Origin of the sequence: Mycobacterium sp. GA-1841, assembly GCF_001954135.1 — a bacterium.
GTDB lineage: Bacteria > Actinomycetota > Actinomycetes > Mycobacteriales > Mycobacteriaceae > Mycobacterium.
Genome location: NZ_MBEQ01000108.1, coordinates 1 through 17,888, shown reverse-complemented (window position 1 = coordinate 17,888; position 17,888 = coordinate 1). Strand labels below are relative to the sequence as shown.

Here is a 17,888-nt window from a genome sequence, read left to right as displayed (position 1 = left end):
CCTCAGCGCAGGATCGTGGCGACGATCCCGGTCAAGTAGCCCAATCGGGCCACCTCCGAGGGGCGAAAGCCCGGCCCACCGGGCCGACCCAGCACGACGGCGGTGTCGTGGTCGCCCAAGGGTGCGGCCGCCAGGCTGGTGTCCATATCGCGCCACACCTGCGGCACCCAATCGTCGGTGCCGTCGAGCGCAGTGGCCCGTTGCAGCGGTAACCACGGCGCAGACTCGGCCCGCGTCTCGGGGGCGCCGTGACTCGCGGCGAGGCGCTCCACGCCCGTCGGTATCGAACGCACCACGGTGCACCAGCCGACCCGCAGCACCCGGGGTGCCTCCTCGGCGAGCACCTGCAGCCGATGGGCCCTCGATTGGGCCGCGGCGACATGGTCGATCAACTCAAGTTCGCGGTGCGCCTCCAGCAACCCGGTGTGCGGGCGGATGCTGTCGACGTAGACCCCGGACAGGTTCTCGGCGGCAGTGATCAGTGCGTCCGGCATCGAGCCCTGCGGCAGCTCGACGACCAGATCATCGATTGCGTAGCCGGCGCCGCGCTCGACGACGTCGAGCGACAGGATGTCGGCGTTGACCGAGCCGAGCGCCACGGCGAGCGAGCCCAGGCTGCCTGGGCGGTCCTCAAGCTGGACCCGCAGTAGATACGAAGGCACGTGCAACACTGTTCCACAGGGGTCGGGGGTGGGCATGCCGGTGCACTGCCGACGAGGCGTGTCGATTCCGCGGCTCGCTGCGCTCCTGCCCGTCGGCCGATTTGGTCGCGTGACTAGGCTGCTTTGTCGTGTCGAAGATCTCCCGAGACGAGGTTGCCCATCTGGCGCGTCTGGCGCGTCTGGCGCTGACCGATGACGAACTGGACAGTTTCGCCGGCCAGCTGGATGCCATCCTCGACCACGTCAGCCAGATTCAGTCCGTCGACGTCACCGGCGTCGAGGCCACCGACAACCCACTCAAGGATGTGAACGTGACCCGGCCCGACACCGTCGTGCCCTGCCTGACGCAGGACGAGGCGCTGGCCGCGGCACCGCGCGCCGAAGATGGACGCTTCGCCGTGCCGCGGATCCTGGGAGAGGGTGAATAAGAGCATGAGTGAGCTGATCCGCCGCGACGCGGCGACCCTGGGCGCCCAGATCGCGGCCAAGGAAGTCTCGTCGACCGAGGTGACCCAGGCCCACCTGGACCAGATCGCGGCCACCGACGACCGGTTCAACGCGTTCCTGCACGTGGCCGCGGATGCCGCGCTGCAGACCGCGTCCCGCATCGACGCCGCCGTGGCCGCCGGTGAGACACTGCCGTCACCGCTGGCCGGCGTGCCCCTGGCGCTCAAGGACGTCTTCACCGCCACCGACATGCCCACCACCGCGGGATCCAAGATCCTGGAGGGCTGGCAGGCCCCGTATGACGCGACCGTCACCGCCAAGCTGCGCGCCGCCGGCATCCCGATCCTGGGCAAGACGAACATGGACGAGTTCGCCATGGGCAGCTCGACGGAGAATTCGGCCTACGGACCGACCCGCAACCCGTGGAACACCGACCGGGTGCCCGGCGGCTCGGGTGGCGGCAGCGCCGCCGCGCTGGCCGCCTATCAGGCGCCGCTGGCCATCGGCACCGACACCGGCGGGTCGATCCGTCAGCCTGCCGCCCTGACCGCGACCGTCGGCGTCAAGCCGACCTACGGCACGGTGTCGCGCTACGGACTGATCGCCTGCGCGTCGTCGCTCGATCAGGGCGGACCCTGCGCGCGCACCGTGTTGGACACGGCGCTGCTGCACCAGGTGATCGCCGGCCACGACCCACGCGACTCCACGTCGGTGGACGCCGCGGTGCCCGATGTGGTCGGCGCCGCCAAGGCCGGTGCGGCAGGTGATCTCAAGGGCGTGCGGGTCGGTGTGGTCAAGCAGCTGCGCGGTGAGGGGTACCAGCCCGGCGTGCTGGAGTCGTTCAATGCCGCCGTCGCCCAGTTGACCGCGCTCGGCGCCGAAGTCACCGAGGTCGACTGCCCGAACTTCGACCACGCGATGGATGCCTACTACCTGATCCTGCCGTCGGAGGTGTCGAGCAACCTCGCGCGCTTCGACGCGATGCGGTTCGGCCTGCGGGTCGGCGATGACGGCACGCACAGCGCCGAAGAGGTCATGGCGCTGACCCGTGCTGCCGGATTCGGTCCAGAGGTCAAGCGGCGCATCATGATCGGCACCTACGCGCTGTCGGCAGGTTACTACGACGCTTACTACAACCAGGCCCAGAAGGTGCGGACCCTGATCGCCCGCGACCTGGAGCAGGCCTATCAGAGCGTGGACGTGCTGGTGTCTCCGGCGACCCCGACGACAGCGTTCCGGCTGGGGGAGAAGGTCGACGATCCGCTGTCGATGTACCTGTTCGACCTGTGCACGCTGCCGCTGAACCTGGCCGGGCACTGCGGTATGTCGGTGCCGTCGGGCCTGTCACCTGACGACGGCCTGCCCGTCGGTCTGCAGATCATGGCGCCTGCCTTGGCCGATGACCGGCTCTACCGCGTCGGCGCAGCCTATGAGGCGGCTCGCGGCGCGCTGCCCAGCGCGTTGTAGTTCGCACGCCCTTATCCTCGGCACGGTCGTGTCAGGCGGGGCAAGATGGTGCCCATGCGCATCGGAGTTCTCACCGGCGGTGGTGACTGTCCTGGCCTGAACGCGGTGATCCGGGCGGTGGTGCGTACCTGCGACCAGCGGTACGGCTCGTCGGTGGTCGGGTTTCTCGACGGCTGGCGCGGGCTGTTGGAGGATCGGCGCATCCAGCTCGCCAACGACGATCGCAACGATCGGCTGCTGGCCAAGGGCGGCACCATGTTGGGCACTGCGCGGGTCAATCCGGACAAGCTGCGGGCCGGTCTGGATCAGATCAAGCAGACCCTGGAGGACAACGGGATCGACGTGCTGATCCCGATCGGTGGGGAAGGCACGTTGACCGCCGCGCACTGGCTGTCCGAGGAGAATGTGCCGGTGGTCGGGGTGCCCAAGACCATCGACAACGACATCGACTGCACGGACGCGACTTTCGGCCACGACACGGCCCTGCAGGTGGCGACCGAGGCCATCGACCGACTGCACAGCACCGCCGAATCGCACCAGCGCGTCATGCTGGTCGAGGTGATGGGCCGGCACGCCGGCTGGATTGCCCTGAATGCCGGGCTGGCCTCCGGGGCGCACATGACGCTGATCCCCGAGCAGCCCTTCGATGTCGAGGAGGTGTGCCGGCTGGTCAAGAAGCGGTTTCAGCACGGATCGGCCCACTTCATCTGCGTGGTGGCCGAGGGCGCCAAGCCGGCCGAGGGCACCATGCAGTTGCGTCAGGGCGGGATGGACGAGTTCGGACACGAGAAATTCACCGGCGTGGCACAGCAATTGGCTCTCGAGGTCGAAAAGCGCATCAAGAAGGATGTGCGGGTGACCGTGCTGGGGCACGTCCAGCGGGGCGGTACGCCGACGGCCTACGACCGGGTGCTGGCCACCCGGTTCGGAGTCAACGCCGCCGACGCTGCCCATGCCGGTGAGTACGGGATGATGGTGTCGCTGCGTGGGCAGGACATCGGCCGGGTTTCCCTGGCCGACGCAACTCGCCAACTGAAGCTGGTCCCGCAGTCCCGATATGACGACGCGGCAGAGTTCTTCGGCTGATCCCAGCCCCCGCGAACAGACACCGATGTACCGCATCACCAGCGAAAATGGGTACATCTGCGTCTGCTCGCCGAGGAGAATCCGGCACAACTAGGATCGTTGCCATGTCTGTCGCTACCGCTGAACTCGTTGACTACGACGACGTCATCGCCGCCTATGAGCCCGTGATGGGCATGGAGGTGCACGTCGAGCTGTCTACGGCCACCAAGATGTTCTGCGGCTGCGCCAACCGGTTCGGTGCCGAGCCCAACACGCTCGTCTGCCCGGTGTGCCTGGGGCTGCCCGGTTCACTGCCGGTGCTCAACGAGGCGGCCGTCGAGTCGGCCATCCGCATCGGTCTGGCGCTCAACTGCGACATCGCGCCCTGGGGTCGGTTCGCCCGGAAGAACTACTTCTACCCCGACCAGCCGAAGAACTATCAGATCTCGCAGTACGACGAGCCCATCGCGATCAACGGCTACCTCGACGTGCCGCTCGACGACGGCACCACCTTCCGCGTGGAGATCGAACGTGCCCACATGGAAGAGGACACCGGGAAGCTGACCCACCTGGGCAGCGACACCGGGCGCATCGCGGGTGCGACGACCTCGCTCGCCGACTTCAACCGGGCCGGCGTTCCGCTGATCGAGATCGTCACCAGGCCCATCGAGGGCACCGGCGCCCGCGCTCCCGAGATCGCCCGTGCGTATGTGACGGCGCTGCGAGATCTGTTGCGCGGCTTGGGTGTATCCGATGTCCGGATGGACCAGGGCTCGATGCGGTGCGACTCGAACCTGTCGCTCATGCCGGTCGGGGCCACCGAGTTCGGCACCCGCACCGAGACCAAGAACGTGAACTCACTCAAGAGCGTCGAAGTTGCCGTCCGCTACGAGATGCGCCGTCAGGCTGCTGTTCTCAATTCGGGCGGCACGGTCACCCAGGAGACCCGGCACTTCCATGAGGACGGCTACACGTCTCCGGGACGGAGCAAGGAAACTGCGCAGGATTACCGCTACTTTCCCGAGCCCGACCTTGAGCCGATCGCGCCCAGCGCGGAGTTGGTCGAACGGCTGCGCCAGACGATCCCTGAGCTGCCGTGGTTGGCGCGCAAGCGGATTCAACAGGATTGGGGCATCTCCGACGAGGTGATGCGCGACCTGGTCAACGCCGGGGCCGTCGAATTAGTGGCTGCCACTGTCTCCCACGGCGCCTCCAGCGAGGCGGCGCGTGCCTGGTGGGGCAACTTCCTGGTGCAGAAGGCCAATGAAAGCGAGGTCGAGCTCGAAGCCTTGCCGATCACGCCGGCCCAGGTGGCCGCGGTGGTCAAACTCGTCGACGACGGCAAGCTGTCCAATAAGCTGGCCCGCCAGGTCATCGAGGGGGTGCTGGCCGGCGAAGGTGAGCCCGAGCAGGTGATGACCGATCGCGGCCTCGCGCTCGTGCGCGACGACTCGGTGATCCAGGCTGCTGTGGACGAGGCTTTGGCGGCCAACCCCGACGTCGTCGAAAAGATCCGCGGCGGCAAGATCCAGGCCGCCGGCGCGATCGTCGGCGCCGTCATGAAGGCGACCAAGGGTTCGGCCGACGCGGCCCGCGTCCGGGAGTTGGTGCTGGCGGCCTGCGGCCAGAGCGGGTGATCGCCCGTCAGCCCACCGGGCGGGCGAACATCGTCATCGCCGCAGCCGCGTATTGCTCGAGCCGTTCGCGCGGGTAGCTGGTCGGGTCGTGCGCGGCGAGCCGGCCGAGCATCTCGGCGAACGACAGCAACGTATGACCCAGTAACTCGGGGTCGAGCGCCGACAGCCGGGGATCCACGGCGATGCCGGCCTTCGCCATTTGCTCGACGTGCGTGAGGATCTGGCTGCGGGCGTTGCGGACCGCCGCGCGGTAGTCGCGGGGCGCACTGTCGGGCACGGTCAGGATGAGGCGCCAGCGGGTCGGGTTCTCCAACACACAGCGCAAAAACGCGGTGACCGTCGCGGTGTAGGCGTCCGTCGGCCCGGAAGCCGACAGGTCCGTGGGCAGAGCGGCCAGCACCTGGTTCAGGCCGTGGTGATGCTCGCGGATGAGCAGGGCGGTGACGAGTTCGGTCCGCGTGCGAAACGCGGTGTAGAGCACGGGTTTGCCGACACCGGCCGCCTCGGCCACCGCCTCCATCCGCAACTCGTGCAGGGGACAGTCATGGAGCACGGTCAACGCCGCGTCGAGCAGTTGCTCGCGCCGTTCTTCACGCGGTAGCCGCGGTGCATATCTGCGGCGCTGGCGGTCAGGCACCCGGCCAATGCTACGTCATCGTTATCTGATCGTGATACTCACCGGAGGGTTTTTGGATTCATGGTGATGCGGCCGCAGCAGCCGACCGGCCCACCCACCATCGGCCGGCCTGCGTCGGAAACTGTTGCGGGTCAGGTCTTGTCGGCGCTGCTGCGCGGGAAACCGCCGCCCTGCGGGAAGAGCGGAAAGACGACGTCGTCGAAGTTCTCGGCGTCTCCGGCGGTCCGGTTCACCGTCGCTCCCCACACGTTGCCGTCGGGGGACACCTGCAACGCCCAGGCGTGCCCGCGCACGTTCTCGCGGACCACCTCTGGGTCACCCGTGACCGCACCGGTGTCCGGTGCCAACCGCACGGCGACGGTCGTCTTCGTGTTGACCAAGTTGACCAATACGGTGCCCTCCAGGGCCGCGCACCCGGCGACACCGGGCCGGTCCGGCCAGGTCCACACCGTCGACACCTTCGAATCCTTGGTGATCCGCTGCAGACGGTCGGCAGTCGGCGTGCGGTCGGTGATGTACAGCGAGCCGTCCGATGGATCCACACACATGCCGCCACCGGCGCCGAGGCCGCTCAGCGCCGTGGTGATCGGGGCCTGATTGACCGTGGTGGGCTGCTCGATGCGCAGGACCTTGCCGGCCAGCGACGCCGGATCGGCGGCCGCGGCCGGGTCTCCGGCGTCGCCGGTCTGTACCAGCAGCGTGGTCTTGCTGGTGAACGTCAGAGACCCGGTATTGCCGGTGGCACCCTTGGGAATGCCGGTCAGGATCGGCTTCGGCACGTCGCCGTCGGCGATGCGGATCACGCGGTTGTCGCTCGGTGTGCTGACGTAGGCGTACATCAACCGGTCCTGGCTGTAGGTCGGCGACAGCACGATGTCCATCAGGCCGCCGTCCCCGGACGGATCGACCGGGATCACCACCTTGACCTTCGGCTCGGCCTTCACCGAGACCTGCTTGACTGCGCCGGTGAGGCGCTCGGCCACCAGCGCCGACTGGCTGTCGGGCAGCATGATCAACCCGCTGGTGCTGTCCAGGCAACCCTGCATGACCCCCTGCGCCTTGCATTCCTTGGGGAACGGCTTGGCAGGCAGTGGAGGTGGCGGCGGTGGCGTGGTCGTCGGCCCCGGCGCCATCTTGGGTTCGGTCGTGAAGGGCTCGGACTGGGCCGCGTCGAACCGGGCGCAGCCCGAGCCGACCAGCATCGCGGCACACAGAACGGCGGCCACCCCCGTCATCCGCCGACGCGATTTCATGCCCGCCAGATTACGGATCGCTCGGCACTGTGCGCCACGTCGGGACCGTGCGGCGTGCTCATCCGTGCCGATACCAGGTAGAAGCGCCGGGGTAAATACCCGGATCGGGCCGAGGTTGCACTTACCCTGGCAGCTGTGACCAGTCACCCGCAGGACCCTCAAGCCTGGCAACGACCGGGTTACTCGGACGATTCCGCCAGGCCGGCCGGAGCCAGTCTGGTCGACCCCGAAGACGATCTGCCGTCGGAGACGTACGGCGGCGACTTCGAAACCACCGCGATCCCGCGGTACGACTCCGCCAAACCGGACGATCAGTCGGCGTTCAGCCTGGTCTCCGATCCCGAACCGCTGCCATACCTGCAGCCGGGCGGTCCCGGCCCCGTGGGTCCGTTCTCGGCGGAACCGGCCGAGATCGAACGCGACGAGTTCGTCGACGACCGCGTCAAAGCGGCCGGTAGGCGCGGCACCCAGGATCTCGGTCTGCTGATTCTGCGGGTGGCCCTCGGCGGGTTGATGGTGATCCACGGTCTGCAGAAAGCGTTCGGTTGGTGGGGCGGGCCGGGGCTGGACGGGTTCAACACGTCACTGGGCGAGGTGGGCTACAAGAACGCCGACATCCTCACCTACGCCGCCACCGGGGGACAGATCGCCGCCGGCGTGCTGCTGGTGCTGGGGCTCTTCACACCGATTGCGGCGGCCGGCGCGCTGGCGTACCTGATCAACGGCGTGCTCGCCGCGGCGATGACTGCCCACGAGCAGGCCCGGCTCTCAGAACTGCTCACCGACGGAACCGAATACCGGCTCATCGTCGTCGCGGCGGCGGCCGCGCTCATCCTGACCGGCCCGGGGCGCTACGGATTCGACGCCGGCCGCGGCTGGGCCCGACGGCCCTTCGTCGGTTCGTTCGTGGCCCTGCTTCTCGGAATCGGCGGCGGCATCGCCATCTGGGTGTTGCTCAACGGCGGCAATCCGCTCGGCTGACGCTCAGGCGTACGGATTCGGTACGCGACCGTTGCTCACCTCGGTGAGCAACGGCAGTGTCGCGAATGTCACCGCGGGCAGACGCAGGTCCGTCCCGTCGACGAGTTCGGCGATCGCCCACGACGACCGGTCGAATCGCAGGCCCTTGATATCGCCCCACGCCACGGTGCGCGCGCCGGTGAGCGTCCGGGCGGTCACCGTGTCGGCGTCGGCGGTGGTGCGATAGCGGAAGATCGCTGTGGACAAGGCAATTGGGAACACCAGAAGAATCCCGAACCAGGCCGGGTTGCTCAGCACCAGCGTCAGCAGGCCGAGGGTCAGGAAGCCGACCGCCAGGTGCGCCATGGGCGATATCCGGACTACGACAGGGGCGGTTGCCGATCGTGCGCTCACTCTTTCATCCTGCACCACCGCGGGCATCGGGCCCGCCCGCGTCACCGCGATAGCCGCGCCAGGGTAGGGCAATTTGACCTTCGACCTGTACGGCAGCTACCGTCAGGTGCTATGCACACCCCCGGATTGCTCGTAGTAATTGGTTGGCGCGTTGATGCCGCGCTGGCCCTCTGCCGGGCATAGCCAACCGCATCGACGCGCCACCCTCGTACAGCTACCGGCTGACGGGGGTTTTTTATTTGCCACAAAGCGCGTCGCCACCAGTGAAAAAGTTGAAGACTTTCTGAATAGGAATGTGACGAAGACCGTGAAGAGGACATCGTGAGCGCACCGACAACGCGACCGACAGCCCGGTCCGCAAGCGCGCCGGCCAACGGCGCAACCAAGGCCAAATCAGAATCGGGACAGCCCAATCGGGTTGCGCCCCAGCAGCTCACCGGCGCGCAGGCGGTCGTCCGGTCGCTGGAGGAACTCGGTGTCGACGTCGTCTTCGGCATCCCCGGCGGCGCGGTGCTGCCCGTCTACGACCCGCTGTTCGACTCGCAGAAGTTGCGGCACGTGCTGGTCCGCCACGAGCAGGGCGCCGGCCATGCGGCCAGCGGCTATGCCCACGCCACCGGCAAGGTCGGCGTGATGATGGCGACCTCGGGTCCGGGTGCCACCAACCTGATCACTCCGCTGGCCGACGCCCAGATGGACTCCATCCCCGTGGTGGCCATCACCGGGCAGGTGGGTCGCAGCCTGATCGGCACCGACGCCTTCCAAGAAGCCGACATCACCGGCATGACCATGCCGATCACCAAGCACAACTTCCTGGTGCGCAACGGTGACGACATCGCCCAGGTGATGGCCGAGGCCTTCCACATCGCCCGTTCCGGACGCCCGGGCGCGGTGCTCGTCGACGTCCCCAAGGACATCCTGCAGGGCCAGTGCACCTTCTCGTGGCCGCCGCAGCTGGACCTGCCCGGCTACAAGCCGAACACCAAACCGCACAGCCGTCAGGTGCGCGAGGCCGCCAAGCTCATTGCCGCGGCGCACAAGCCGGTGCTCTATGTCGGTGGCGGCGTCATCCGTGGTGAGGCCAGCGCCGAACTGCGGCAGTTGGCCGAGCTGACCGGCATCCCGGTTGTCACCACACTGATGGCTCGCGGCGCGTTCCCGGACAGCCACCCGCAGAACCTCGGGATGCCCGGCATGCACGGCACCGTGGCCGCGGTGGGCGCCTTGCAGCGCAGCGACCTGCTGATCGCCCTGGGCACCCGCTTCGACGACCGGGTGACCGGTCAGCTGTCGTCCTTCGCTCCGGAAGCCAAGGTGATCCACGCCGACATCGATCCCGCCGAGATCGGCAAGAACCGGCATGCCGACGTGCCGATCGTGGGTGACGTCAAGGCCGTCATCACCGACCTCATCGAGGTGCTGCGCCGCGACGAAACCACCCGCGACACACTGAAACTGGACAGCTGGTGGGAGTACCTGTCCGGCCTGAAGACGACCTACCCGTTGAGCTACGGGCCGCAGAGCGACGGCAGCCTGAGCCCCGAGTACGTCATCGAGAAACTGGGTCAGATCGCCGGACCCGAGGCGGTCTATGTCGCCGGGGTCGGCCAGCACCAGATGTGGGCCGCGCAGTTCGTCAAGTACGAGAACCCGAAGACCTGGCTGAACTCCGGGGGCCTGGGCACCATGGGCTTCGCCGTCCCGGCGGCCATGGGCGCCAAGTTCGCCCGGCCCGAGGCCGAGGTGTGGGCCATCGACGGCGACGGCTGCTTCCAGATGACCAACCAGGAGCTGGCCACCTGCGCCATCGAGGGTGCGCCGATCAAGGTGGCACTGATCAACAACGGCAACCTGGGCATGGTTCGGCAGTGGCAGACCCTGTTCTACGAGCAGCGCTACAGCCAGACCGACCTGGCGACGCACTCCCGCCGGATTCCCGACTTCGTCAAGCTGGCCGAGGCGCTGGGCTGCGTGGGGCTGCGCTGTGAGCGGGCCGAGGATGTCGAGGACGTCATCAACCAGGCCCGCGCGATCAACGACCGCCCGGTGGTCATCGACTTCATCGTCGGTGCCGACGCCCAGGTGTGGCCGATGGTCGCCGCCGGCACCAGCAACGACGAGATCATGGCGGCTCGTGACATCCGGCCGCTGTTCGACGAGAACGACGCAGAGGGGCATGCCTGATGAGCGCTTGCGCGAAGAAGAGAGAGCACTGATGAGCAACACCACCCCCACCCACACCCTTTCGGTGTTGGTCGAGGACAAACCCGGCGTGCTGGCCCGGGTGGCCTCACTGTTCTCTCGTCGCGGCTACAACATCCAGTCCCTGGCAGTCGGTGCCACCGAGCACAAGCACATGTCGCGGATGACGATCGTGGTCAGCGTCGAGGAATCTCCGTTGGAGCAGATCACCAAGCAGCTCAACAAGTTGATCAACGTGATCAAGATCGTCGAGCAGGAGGAGGACAACTCCGTCTCCCGCGAGCTCGCTCTGATCAAGGTGCGCGCCGACGCGACCAACCGCGGCCAGGTCATCGAAGCGGTGAACCTGTTCCGCGCCAAGGTTGTCGATGTCTCGACCGAGTCCCTCACGGTCGAGGCGACCGGTACGCCGGAGAAACTCGAGGCCCTGTTGCGGGTCCTGGAGCCGTACGGTATTCGCGAGATCGCACAGTCGGGCATGGTCTCGGTGTCCCGCGGTCCGCGTGGCATCAGTGCCGTCAAGTAGCGTTATTCGCCGCATAGCGCTGAACAGCTAGAAAGAGAAGGAAGAAGTTTCGCATGGCAGTTGAGATGTTTTACGACGCCGACGCGGACCTGTCGATCATCCAGGGTCGTAAGGTCGCCGTCATCGGCTACGGCAGCCAGGGGCACGCGCACTCGCTTTCGCTGCGTGACTCGGGTGTGCAGGTCAAGGTCGGTCTGAAGGAGGGCTCGAAGTCCCGCGTCAAGGTCGAAGAGCAGGGCCTTGAGGTCGACACCCCGGCCGAGGTGGCCAAGTGGGCCGACGTGATCATGGTGCTCGCACCTGACACCGCGCAGGCCGAGATCTTCAAGAACGACATCGAGCCCAACCTCGAAGACGGCAACGCACTGTTCTTCGGCCACGGTCTCAACATCCACTTCGGCCTGATCAAGGCCCCGGCCAACGTCACCGTCGGCATGGTCGCCCCCAAGGGCCCCGGCCACCTGGTGCGTCGCCAGTTCGTCGACGGCAAGGGTGTGCCCTGCCTGATCGCCATCGACCAGGACCCCAAGGGTGAGGGCCAGGCCCTGGCGCTGTCGTACGCGGCGGCCATCGGTGGTGCCCGCGCCGGCGTCATCAAGACCACCTTCAAGGAAGAGACCGAGACCGACCTGTTCGGTGAGCAGGCCGTGCTCTGCGGAGGCACCGAGGAACTGGTCAAGGCCGGTTTCGAGGTCATGGTCGAGGCCGGTTACGCCCCGGAGATGGCCTACTTCGAGGTGCTGCACGAGCTCAAGCTGATCGTCGACCTGATGTACGAGGGTGGCATCGCCCGGATGAACTACTCGGTGAGCGACACCGCGGAGTTCGGCGGCTACCTGTCGGGCCCCCGTGTCATCGACGCCGACACCAAGAAGCGCATGAAGGACATCCTGACCGACATCCAGGACGGCACCTTCGTCAAGCGTCTGGTGGCCAACGTCGAGGGCGGCAACAAGGAGCTCGAAGGCCTGCGCAAGCAGAACGCCGAGCATCCGATCGAGGTCACCGGCAAGAAGCTGCGCGACCTGATGAGCTGGGTCGACCGACCGATCACCGAAACGGCCTAAATTTCTGACGACTGGCCAGTTGTTGCACGCGAGCTTCGAAAAAGCGTGCAATGACTGGCCTTTCGGCATTTAGATGATCGTGTAGCCGATCGCCGCGAGCGTGCGGGCGACGTTTCTGCCGTCGGCGCTGCCGGGAAGCTTCTCGGTGCTGTCGATCTGCAGACCCTCACCGGCGACACCGTAGAGCTCGGTGGAGACCGGGTCGTCGGCCTCGGGTGGCTCGAGCCGACCGTCGGGGTGGCGGAGCTGCATTCGCATGGCCCACAACTGTTGCGAGGCGGCGACCACGTGGTAGCCGTGCAGCGGTGGGCTCACGTGATAGAGCTCCAAGTCGCCCACCGCGAACAACTTCATGACCGGATTCATATGCGGGACGGATCCCACCAACCGGGCGATGCCTGCGATCTCCACACACTGAATCTAAGAGGGCGTGGCCGGATGACCACGCACCAATTTCGCCGTGGGTACTGCGGTCGGATCAGGTCGCACAACCGACGGGCGCCGGCCCGTCGCCGTTCTGTGCGGCCGCGCATGCTTGCCGGAACCAGGCGCCGCCGGCATCTCCGGTCGCATATCCACCGCCGGCGATGCCGCGGGCATAGCCGCCGCCGGCTGCGCCTTCTCGGGAGAACGCCCCGCCGGCATCTCCGGTCGCGTAGCCGCCACCGGCCGCTCCGCGTGAATAGCCACCGCCACCGCCACCGTTTGCGTAGGCGCCGCCGCCCGGATCACCCGGGGCAGCGAATGCCTGTGCCGGCAGGCACAGCCCGGCGAATGCCAGTGCGCCCGCCGCAGCGAATCCACCGAACAGCATCTTCAGTTGCGTCGTCCTGCGCTGCACCATCGTCAGCCCCCTGCTGTGGCCCGAGCGTTCAAGCCCCACTTTACGTGGCGTACGTCACACCCGACAACTACTCGGCGAGACGGGCGGCGACGCCGACCACGCGCCGGGCCAGGTGATCCAATGCGTCGTTCGTCGTCTCGTCGAATTGCTCGATGTTGTCGCGGTTGGCGGTCAGGCTGACGCCGTAGGGATTGCCGTCGGCGAATTTCACCTGATCGGTGTAGCCGGGCGGCACGATGATGCCGCCGAAGTGCATCAGCGACACATACAGGTTCAGCAGCGTCGCCTCCTGACCGCCGTGCACGGTCTGCGCCGAGGTGAACGCCGCGTACACCTTGTCGGCGAGCTTGCCCTCCGCCCACAGGCCGCCCAGTGAATCCATGAAGGTGCGGAATTGGGCGGTCGGAGACCCGAAACGGGTGGGGGAGCCGAAGATGACCGCATCGGCCCACACGATGTCCTCACCGGTGGCAGCCGGAAGGTCTTTGGTCGCTTGATAATTGGCGGTCCACGCCGGGTTGTGGGCGAAGGACTGCGGGTCCTGGGTTTCGGCGATATGGCGCAGTCGTACCTCGGCGCCGGCCGACTCGGCGGCAGCGGTGACGCGCTTGGCCATGGTGGTGCCGTGGCCGATGGCGGAGTAGTAGATGACGGCGACCTTGGGTGCAGAGTTCGTCATGGCGCCAGCTTAGGCAGATCACGGATCCCGAACTCGCGTTTGAGCACGGTGCGGGCCGCGTAGAAACCAGCCATCCCGTGTACCCCGCCGCCGGGTGGGGTGGCCGACGAGCACAGGTAGGCCCGCGGGATCGGCGTGGTCCAGGGATCGAGTCGGGGAGTGGGACCCAGAAGTGCGCTGGCCATGTTGTTGCCGCCGACACCGATGTCTCCGCCGACCAGGTTGGCATTGTGTTCGTCCATCCGGGAAGCGGGCACGCTGCGCACGGCGACCACGACGTCGCGGAAACCCGGAGCGAATCGCTCGAAGATCTCGGTGACGGTTTCGGCCATGTCCACGGTGGAGTTGTTGGGCACGTGGACATAGGCCCACAGCGGTCGCCGTCCCGCCGCGTCGACGCGCGACGGGTCGGCGAGGTGGGGAAGTGCCGCCAAGACCATGGGCCACTCGGCATGGCGCCCCGCGGCGATCTCGGACTCGGCCAACGCCATCTGGGCCCGCCCGCCACCCAGATGCAGTGTCGGGGCCTGAGCCAGACGCGCATCCTGCCAAGGGATTTCGTCGCTCAACACGAAGTCGACCTTCGCCACGCCGGGGCCATAGGTGTAGCGGCTCAGGGCCCGTGCGTAGCGGTCCGGCAGAGACTTGCCATAGATCGACAACAGGGCGGTGGGTGCGGTGTCGTAGAGCACCACGCCGGCCGGTGGCTCGGTGACCTCCTGCCCGAGTACCAGTTCGCCGCCATGGGCGAGGAGATCGGCGATCAACGCATCCGGGATGGCCTGGGACCCGCCGATCGGAATCGGCCACCCCACCGCGTGTGCCAACGTCGCCAGCATCAATCCGGCGCCGCCCGAGACGAGGGACGGCATCGTGGAAATCGTATGTGCGGCAACACCGCTGAACAACGCGCGGGCGTCCTCGCCTTTCAGGGACCGCCACAGCGGGGTGCCCTGGGCGAGCAGACGCGGGGCCACTCGAACAGCGGAGCCCAGCGACGGCGGTATCGACCGTTTGTCGCCAAGGATGAGACCCACCACGCCATCGCAATCGGCGGCCAGGGGGCCCAGCAGCCGTCGCCAGGAGTCGCCGAACTCCAGTTCGGCGCACGTCTGCTCGATGTCGCGGTAGCCGATGGCCGCCGGCTGGTGTGGCAACGGGTTGGCGTAGGCGATCTCGGGCACGGCCAGTTCCACGCCGCGAGCGGTCAGGTCATAGGCGGCGAAGAACGGTGACGCCAGCGCCAACGGATGTACCGCCGAACAGATGTCATGGCTCACGCCGCTGAACTCCGGATCAGGCAGGGTGCGGGCGCCCCCGCCCGCTGTCGACTGGGCTTCGATCACGCGTACGGCAAGTCCGGCCCGGGCGCAGATGACAGCGGCGGTCAGGCCGTTGGGCCCGCTGCCGACGATTGTGACGTCCACACCCATCAGTACACCGCACGCGGTTCGGCTGTGGTAGGGCGCACACATTAGGCTGTCCGCGTGAGTCTTCCCGTTGTTTTGATTGCCGACAAGCTCGCGGAATCGACCGTTGCCGCACTCGGTGACCAGGTAGAGGTCAGGTGGGTCGACGGCCCGGATCGCGAAAAGCTGCTCGCTGCGGTACCGGACGCCGACGCGCTGCTGGTGCGTTCCGCGACGACGGTGGACGCCGAGGTCATCGCCGCGGCCCCGAAACTCAAGATCGTCGCCCGCGCCGGCGTCGGCCTGGACAACGTCGACGTCGATGCCGCAACCGCCCGCGGGGTGCTCGTGGTCAATGCGCCGACCTCCAACATCCACAGTGCCGCCGAGCACGCCCTGGCCCTGCTGCTGTCCACGGCGCGGCAGATCCCGGCCGCCGACGCGACCCTGCGCGAACACACCTGGAAGCGGTCGTCGTTCTCCGGTGTCGAGATCTTCGACAAGACCGTCGGCGTGGTCGGCCTGGGCCGCATCGGACAGCTGGTCGCGCAGCGCCTGGCCGCCTTCGGTGCGCACATCGTGGCGTACGACCCCTACGTCTCGCAGGCGCGCGCCGCCCAGCTCGGTATCGAGTTGCTGCCCCTGGACGAGCTGCTCGCCCGTGCCGACTTCATCTCGGTGCACCTGCCCAAGACCAAGGAGACCGCCGGCCTGCTCGGCAAGGAGAACCTGGCCAAGACCAAGCCGGGCGTCATCATCGTCAACGCCGCTCGCGGTGGTCTGATCGATGAGCAGGCCCTGGCGGACGCGATCAGCAGCGGCCACGTGCGTGCCGCCGGACTGGACGTGTTCTCCACCGAACCGTGCACCGACAGCCCGCTGTTCGAGCTGCCCCAGGTCGTGGTGACCCCGCATCTGGGTGCCTCGACCGCCGAGGCGCAGGACCGGGCCGGTACCGATGTGGCCGCCAGCGTGAAGCTGGCCCTGGCCGGTGAATTCGTGCCGGACGCCGTCAACGTCGGCGGCGGGGCCGTCGGCGAAGAGGTGGCGCCCTGGCTGGACCTGGTGCGCAAGCTCGGCCTGCTGGCCGGCGCCCTCTCGGATGCGGCCCCGGTGTCGCTGTCGGTGCAGGCGCGGGGCGAGTTGGCGTCGGAAGACGTCGAAATCCTGCGCCTGTCGGCGCTGCGAGGGTTGTTCTCCGCGGTGGTCGACGAGCAGGTGACATTCGTCAACGCTCCGACGTTGGCCACCGACCGTGGCGTGACCTCCGAGATCAGCACCGCCACCGAGAGCCCCAACCACCGCAGCGTGGTCGATGTGCGCGTCGTGCACGCCGACGGCAGCGCGGTCAACGTTGCGGGCACCCTGAGCGGGCCGCAGCTGGTCGAGAAGATCGTCCAGATCAACGGCCGCAACTTCGACCTGCGCGCCGAGGGGTACAACCTGATCGTCCACTACAACGATCAGCCGGGCGCGCTGGGCAAGATCGGCACCCTGCTGGGCGGGGCGAACGTCAACATCCTGGCCGCGCAGCTGAGCCAGGACGTCGAGGGTGACAGCGCCATCGTGATGCTGCGCCTGGACACCGATGTCCCCGAGGACGTGCGCGCCGCACTCTCCGCCGCGGTCGACGCCACGACGCTGGAAGTGGTCGACCTGTCATGAAACTCGCTGTTATCGCCGGCGACGGCATCGGACCCGAGGTCATCGCCGAGGCACTCAAGGTGCTCGACGCGGTGCTGCCCGGCGTGGACCGCACCGAATACGACCTGGGCGCGCGGCGCTACCACGCAACCGGCGAACTGCTCACCACCGAGACCATCGAGGAGCTTCGCGGGTACGACGCGATCTTGCTCGGCGCGATCGGTGATCCGTCGGTGCCCAGCGGCATCCTGGAGCGAGGGCTGCTGCTCAAGCTGCGGTTCGCCCTGGACCACCATGTGAACCTGCGGCCGGGCCGGCTGTATCCCGGTGTGGCCAGCCCGCTTTCGGGCGTGACCGGCATCGACTTCGTCGTGGTCCGGGAGGGCACCGAAGGTCCGTACACCGGCAACGGTGGCGCGCTGCGCGTCGGGACCCCGCACGAGGTGGCCACCGAGGTCAGCGTCAACACCGCCTTCGGTGTCGAGCGCGTGGTGCGCGACGCCTTTGCCCGGGCCCAGTCGCGCCGCAAACACCTGACCCTGGTTCACAAGACCAACGTGCTGACCTTCGCCGGGTCGCTGTGGTCGCGGGTGGTGGCCGAGGTGGGTGCCGAGTACCCGGATGTCGAGGTGGCCTACCAGCACATCGACGCCGCGACCATCCACATGGTCACCGATCCGGGCCGGTTCGACGTGATCGTCACCGACAACCTGTTCGGCGACATCATCACCGACCTGTCGGCCGCGGTGTGCGGTGGCATCGGACTGGCCGCCAGCGGCAACATCGATGCCACCCGGACCAATCCGTCGATGTTCGAACCCGTCCACGGCAGTGCACCTGACATCGCGGGGCAGGGGATCGCCGATCCGACGGCCGCGGTGATGAGCGTGGCCCTGCTGCTCGCCCACCTGCGAAGTGGACAGCTTCGCCTCACCACGGGTCGCGAGGTGCTCGGACACCGCCTTGTCGACCCGC

The 17,888-nt window shown here is 67.6% G+C and carries 18 protein-coding genes; 10 read left to right on the top strand and 8 right to left on the bottom strand.

Going from position 1 to position 17,888, the window contains the following annotated elements; genetic code table 11:
• Positions 1 to 2 precede the first annotated feature (2 nt).
• On the bottom strand, positions 3 to 662 hold the full coding sequence (locus tag A5740_RS23990) for an amino acid-binding protein (RefSeq protein WP_076198363.1): 660 nt from the start codon (positions 660 to 662) through the stop codon (positions 3 to 5).
• Between the two features lie 128 nt (positions 663 to 790).
• On the opposite strand from A5740_RS23990, the gene gatC reads away from it, so the two are divergent.
• From gatC to gatB, 4 genes are all read left to right on the top strand, one after another.
• Entirely contained in the window at positions 791 to 1,090 is a 300-nt protein-coding gene (gene gatC / locus A5740_RS23985) for an Asp-tRNA(Asn)/Glu-tRNA(Gln) amidotransferase subunit GatC (RefSeq protein WP_076198243.1), read from the top strand.
• A gap of 4 nt (positions 1,091 to 1,094) precedes the next feature.
• Positions 1,095 to 2,576: an Asp-tRNA(Asn)/Glu-tRNA(Gln) amidotransferase subunit GatA gene (gene gatA / locus A5740_RS23980; protein ID WP_076198241.1), complete on the top strand. Its 1,482-nt coding sequence runs from the start codon at positions 1,095 to 1,097 to the stop codon at positions 2,574 to 2,576.
• Positions 2,577 to 2,630: 54 nt separating this feature from the next.
• A complete protein-coding gene (locus tag A5740_RS23975; protein ID WP_076198361.1) occupies positions 2,631 to 3,662 on the top strand; it encodes an ATP-dependent 6-phosphofructokinase in 1,032 nt (343 codons plus the stop codon).
• A gap of 104 nt (positions 3,663 to 3,766) precedes the next feature.
• On the top strand, positions 3,767 to 5,278 hold the full coding sequence (gatB, locus tag A5740_RS23970) for an Asp-tRNA(Asn)/Glu-tRNA(Gln) amidotransferase subunit GatB (RefSeq protein WP_076198239.1): 1,512 nt from the start codon (positions 3,767 to 3,769) through the stop codon (positions 5,276 to 5,278).
• 7 nt (positions 5,279 to 5,285) lie between these two features.
• On the opposite strand, the gene A5740_RS23965 is transcribed toward gatB, so the two are convergent.
• Together A5740_RS23965 and A5740_RS23960 are read right to left on the bottom strand one after the other, a co-directional pair.
• Positions 5,286 to 5,915, bottom strand: a complete 630-nt coding sequence (locus A5740_RS23965) for a TetR/AcrR family transcriptional regulator (RefSeq protein ID WP_076198237.1) — start codon at positions 5,913 to 5,915, stop codon at positions 5,286 to 5,288.
• 131 nt (positions 5,916 to 6,046) lie between these two features.
• On the bottom strand, positions 6,047 to 7,168 hold the full coding sequence (locus A5740_RS23960) for a PQQ-dependent sugar dehydrogenase (RefSeq protein ID WP_175616345.1): 1,122 nt from the start codon (positions 7,166 to 7,168) through the stop codon (positions 6,047 to 6,049).
• 135 nt (positions 7,169 to 7,303) lie between these two features.
• Here A5740_RS23960 and A5740_RS23955 point away from each other — a divergent pair, with 135 nt between their 5' ends.
• Entirely contained in the window at positions 7,304 to 8,149 is an 846-nt protein-coding gene (locus A5740_RS23955) for a DoxX family protein (RefSeq protein WP_076198235.1), read from the top strand.
• A 3-nt stretch (positions 8,150 to 8,152) separates the two neighbouring features.
• On the opposite strand, the gene A5740_RS23950 is transcribed toward A5740_RS23955, so the two are convergent.
• A complete protein-coding gene (locus A5740_RS23950) occupies positions 8,153 to 8,494 on the bottom strand; it encodes a PH domain-containing protein (RefSeq protein WP_139335322.1) in 342 nt (113 codons plus the stop codon).
• Positions 8,495 to 8,863: 369 nt separating this feature from the next.
• Between A5740_RS23950 and A5740_RS23945 the strand changes: the two genes are divergently transcribed.
• From A5740_RS23945 to ilvC, 3 genes are all read left to right on the top strand, one after another.
• Positions 8,864 to 10,726 (top strand): acetolactate synthase large subunit, encoded by a 1,863-nt coding sequence (locus tag A5740_RS23945; protein WP_076198233.1) that lies wholly within the window; start codon positions 8,864 to 8,866, stop codon positions 10,724 to 10,726.
• Positions 10,727 to 10,757: 31 nt separating this feature from the next.
• Positions 10,758 to 11,270, top strand: a complete 513-nt coding sequence (gene ilvN / locus A5740_RS23940) for an acetolactate synthase small subunit (protein WP_076198355.1) — start codon at positions 10,758 to 10,760, stop codon at positions 11,268 to 11,270.
• 65 nt (positions 11,271 to 11,335) lie between these two features.
• Entirely contained in the window at positions 11,336 to 12,337 is a 1,002-nt protein-coding gene (gene ilvC, locus A5740_RS23935; RefSeq protein ID WP_175616350.1) for a ketol-acid reductoisomerase, read from the top strand.
• Between the two features lie 69 nt (positions 12,338 to 12,406).
• Here the strand turns inward: ilvC and A5740_RS23930 are convergent, their stop codons facing one another.
• From A5740_RS23930 to A5740_RS23915, 4 genes are all read right to left on the bottom strand, one after another.
• Positions 12,407 to 12,748: a hypothetical protein gene (locus tag A5740_RS23930; protein ID WP_254849319.1), complete on the bottom strand. Its 342-nt coding sequence runs from the start codon at positions 12,746 to 12,748 to the stop codon at positions 12,407 to 12,409.
• Between the two features lie 67 nt (positions 12,749 to 12,815).
• Positions 12,816 to 13,181 carry a hypothetical protein gene (locus A5740_RS23925; protein WP_076198229.1) on the bottom strand — a complete coding sequence of 122 codons (366 nt, stop codon included), beginning with the start codon at positions 13,179 to 13,181 and terminating at the stop codon, positions 12,816 to 12,818.
• Positions 13,182 to 13,248: 67 nt separating this feature from the next.
• Positions 13,249 to 13,860 (bottom strand): NAD(P)H:quinone oxidoreductase, encoded by a 612-nt coding sequence (wrbA, locus tag A5740_RS23920; protein WP_076198227.1) that lies wholly within the window; start codon positions 13,858 to 13,860, stop codon positions 13,249 to 13,251.
• Positions 13,857 to 15,287, bottom strand: coding sequence for an NAD(P)/FAD-dependent oxidoreductase (locus tag A5740_RS23915; protein ID WP_139335324.1), 1,431 nt, complete (start codon positions 15,285 to 15,287; stop codon positions 13,857 to 13,859). The genes wrbA and A5740_RS23915 overlap by 4 nt, the downstream gene beginning before the upstream one ends.
• A gap of 60 nt (positions 15,288 to 15,347) precedes the next feature.
• On the opposite strand from A5740_RS23915, the gene serA reads away from it, so the two are divergent.
• Both serA and A5740_RS23905 read left to right on the top strand, forming a co-directional pair.
• Positions 15,348 to 16,934, top strand: coding sequence for a phosphoglycerate dehydrogenase (serA, locus tag A5740_RS23910; protein WP_076198223.1), 1,587 nt, complete (start codon positions 15,348 to 15,350; stop codon positions 16,932 to 16,934).
• A partial coding sequence (locus A5740_RS23905) for a 3-isopropylmalate dehydrogenase (RefSeq protein WP_254849318.1) occupies positions 16,931 to 17,888 on the top strand: 958 nt, incomplete at its 3' end. The genes serA and A5740_RS23905, both read left to right, overlap by 4 nt.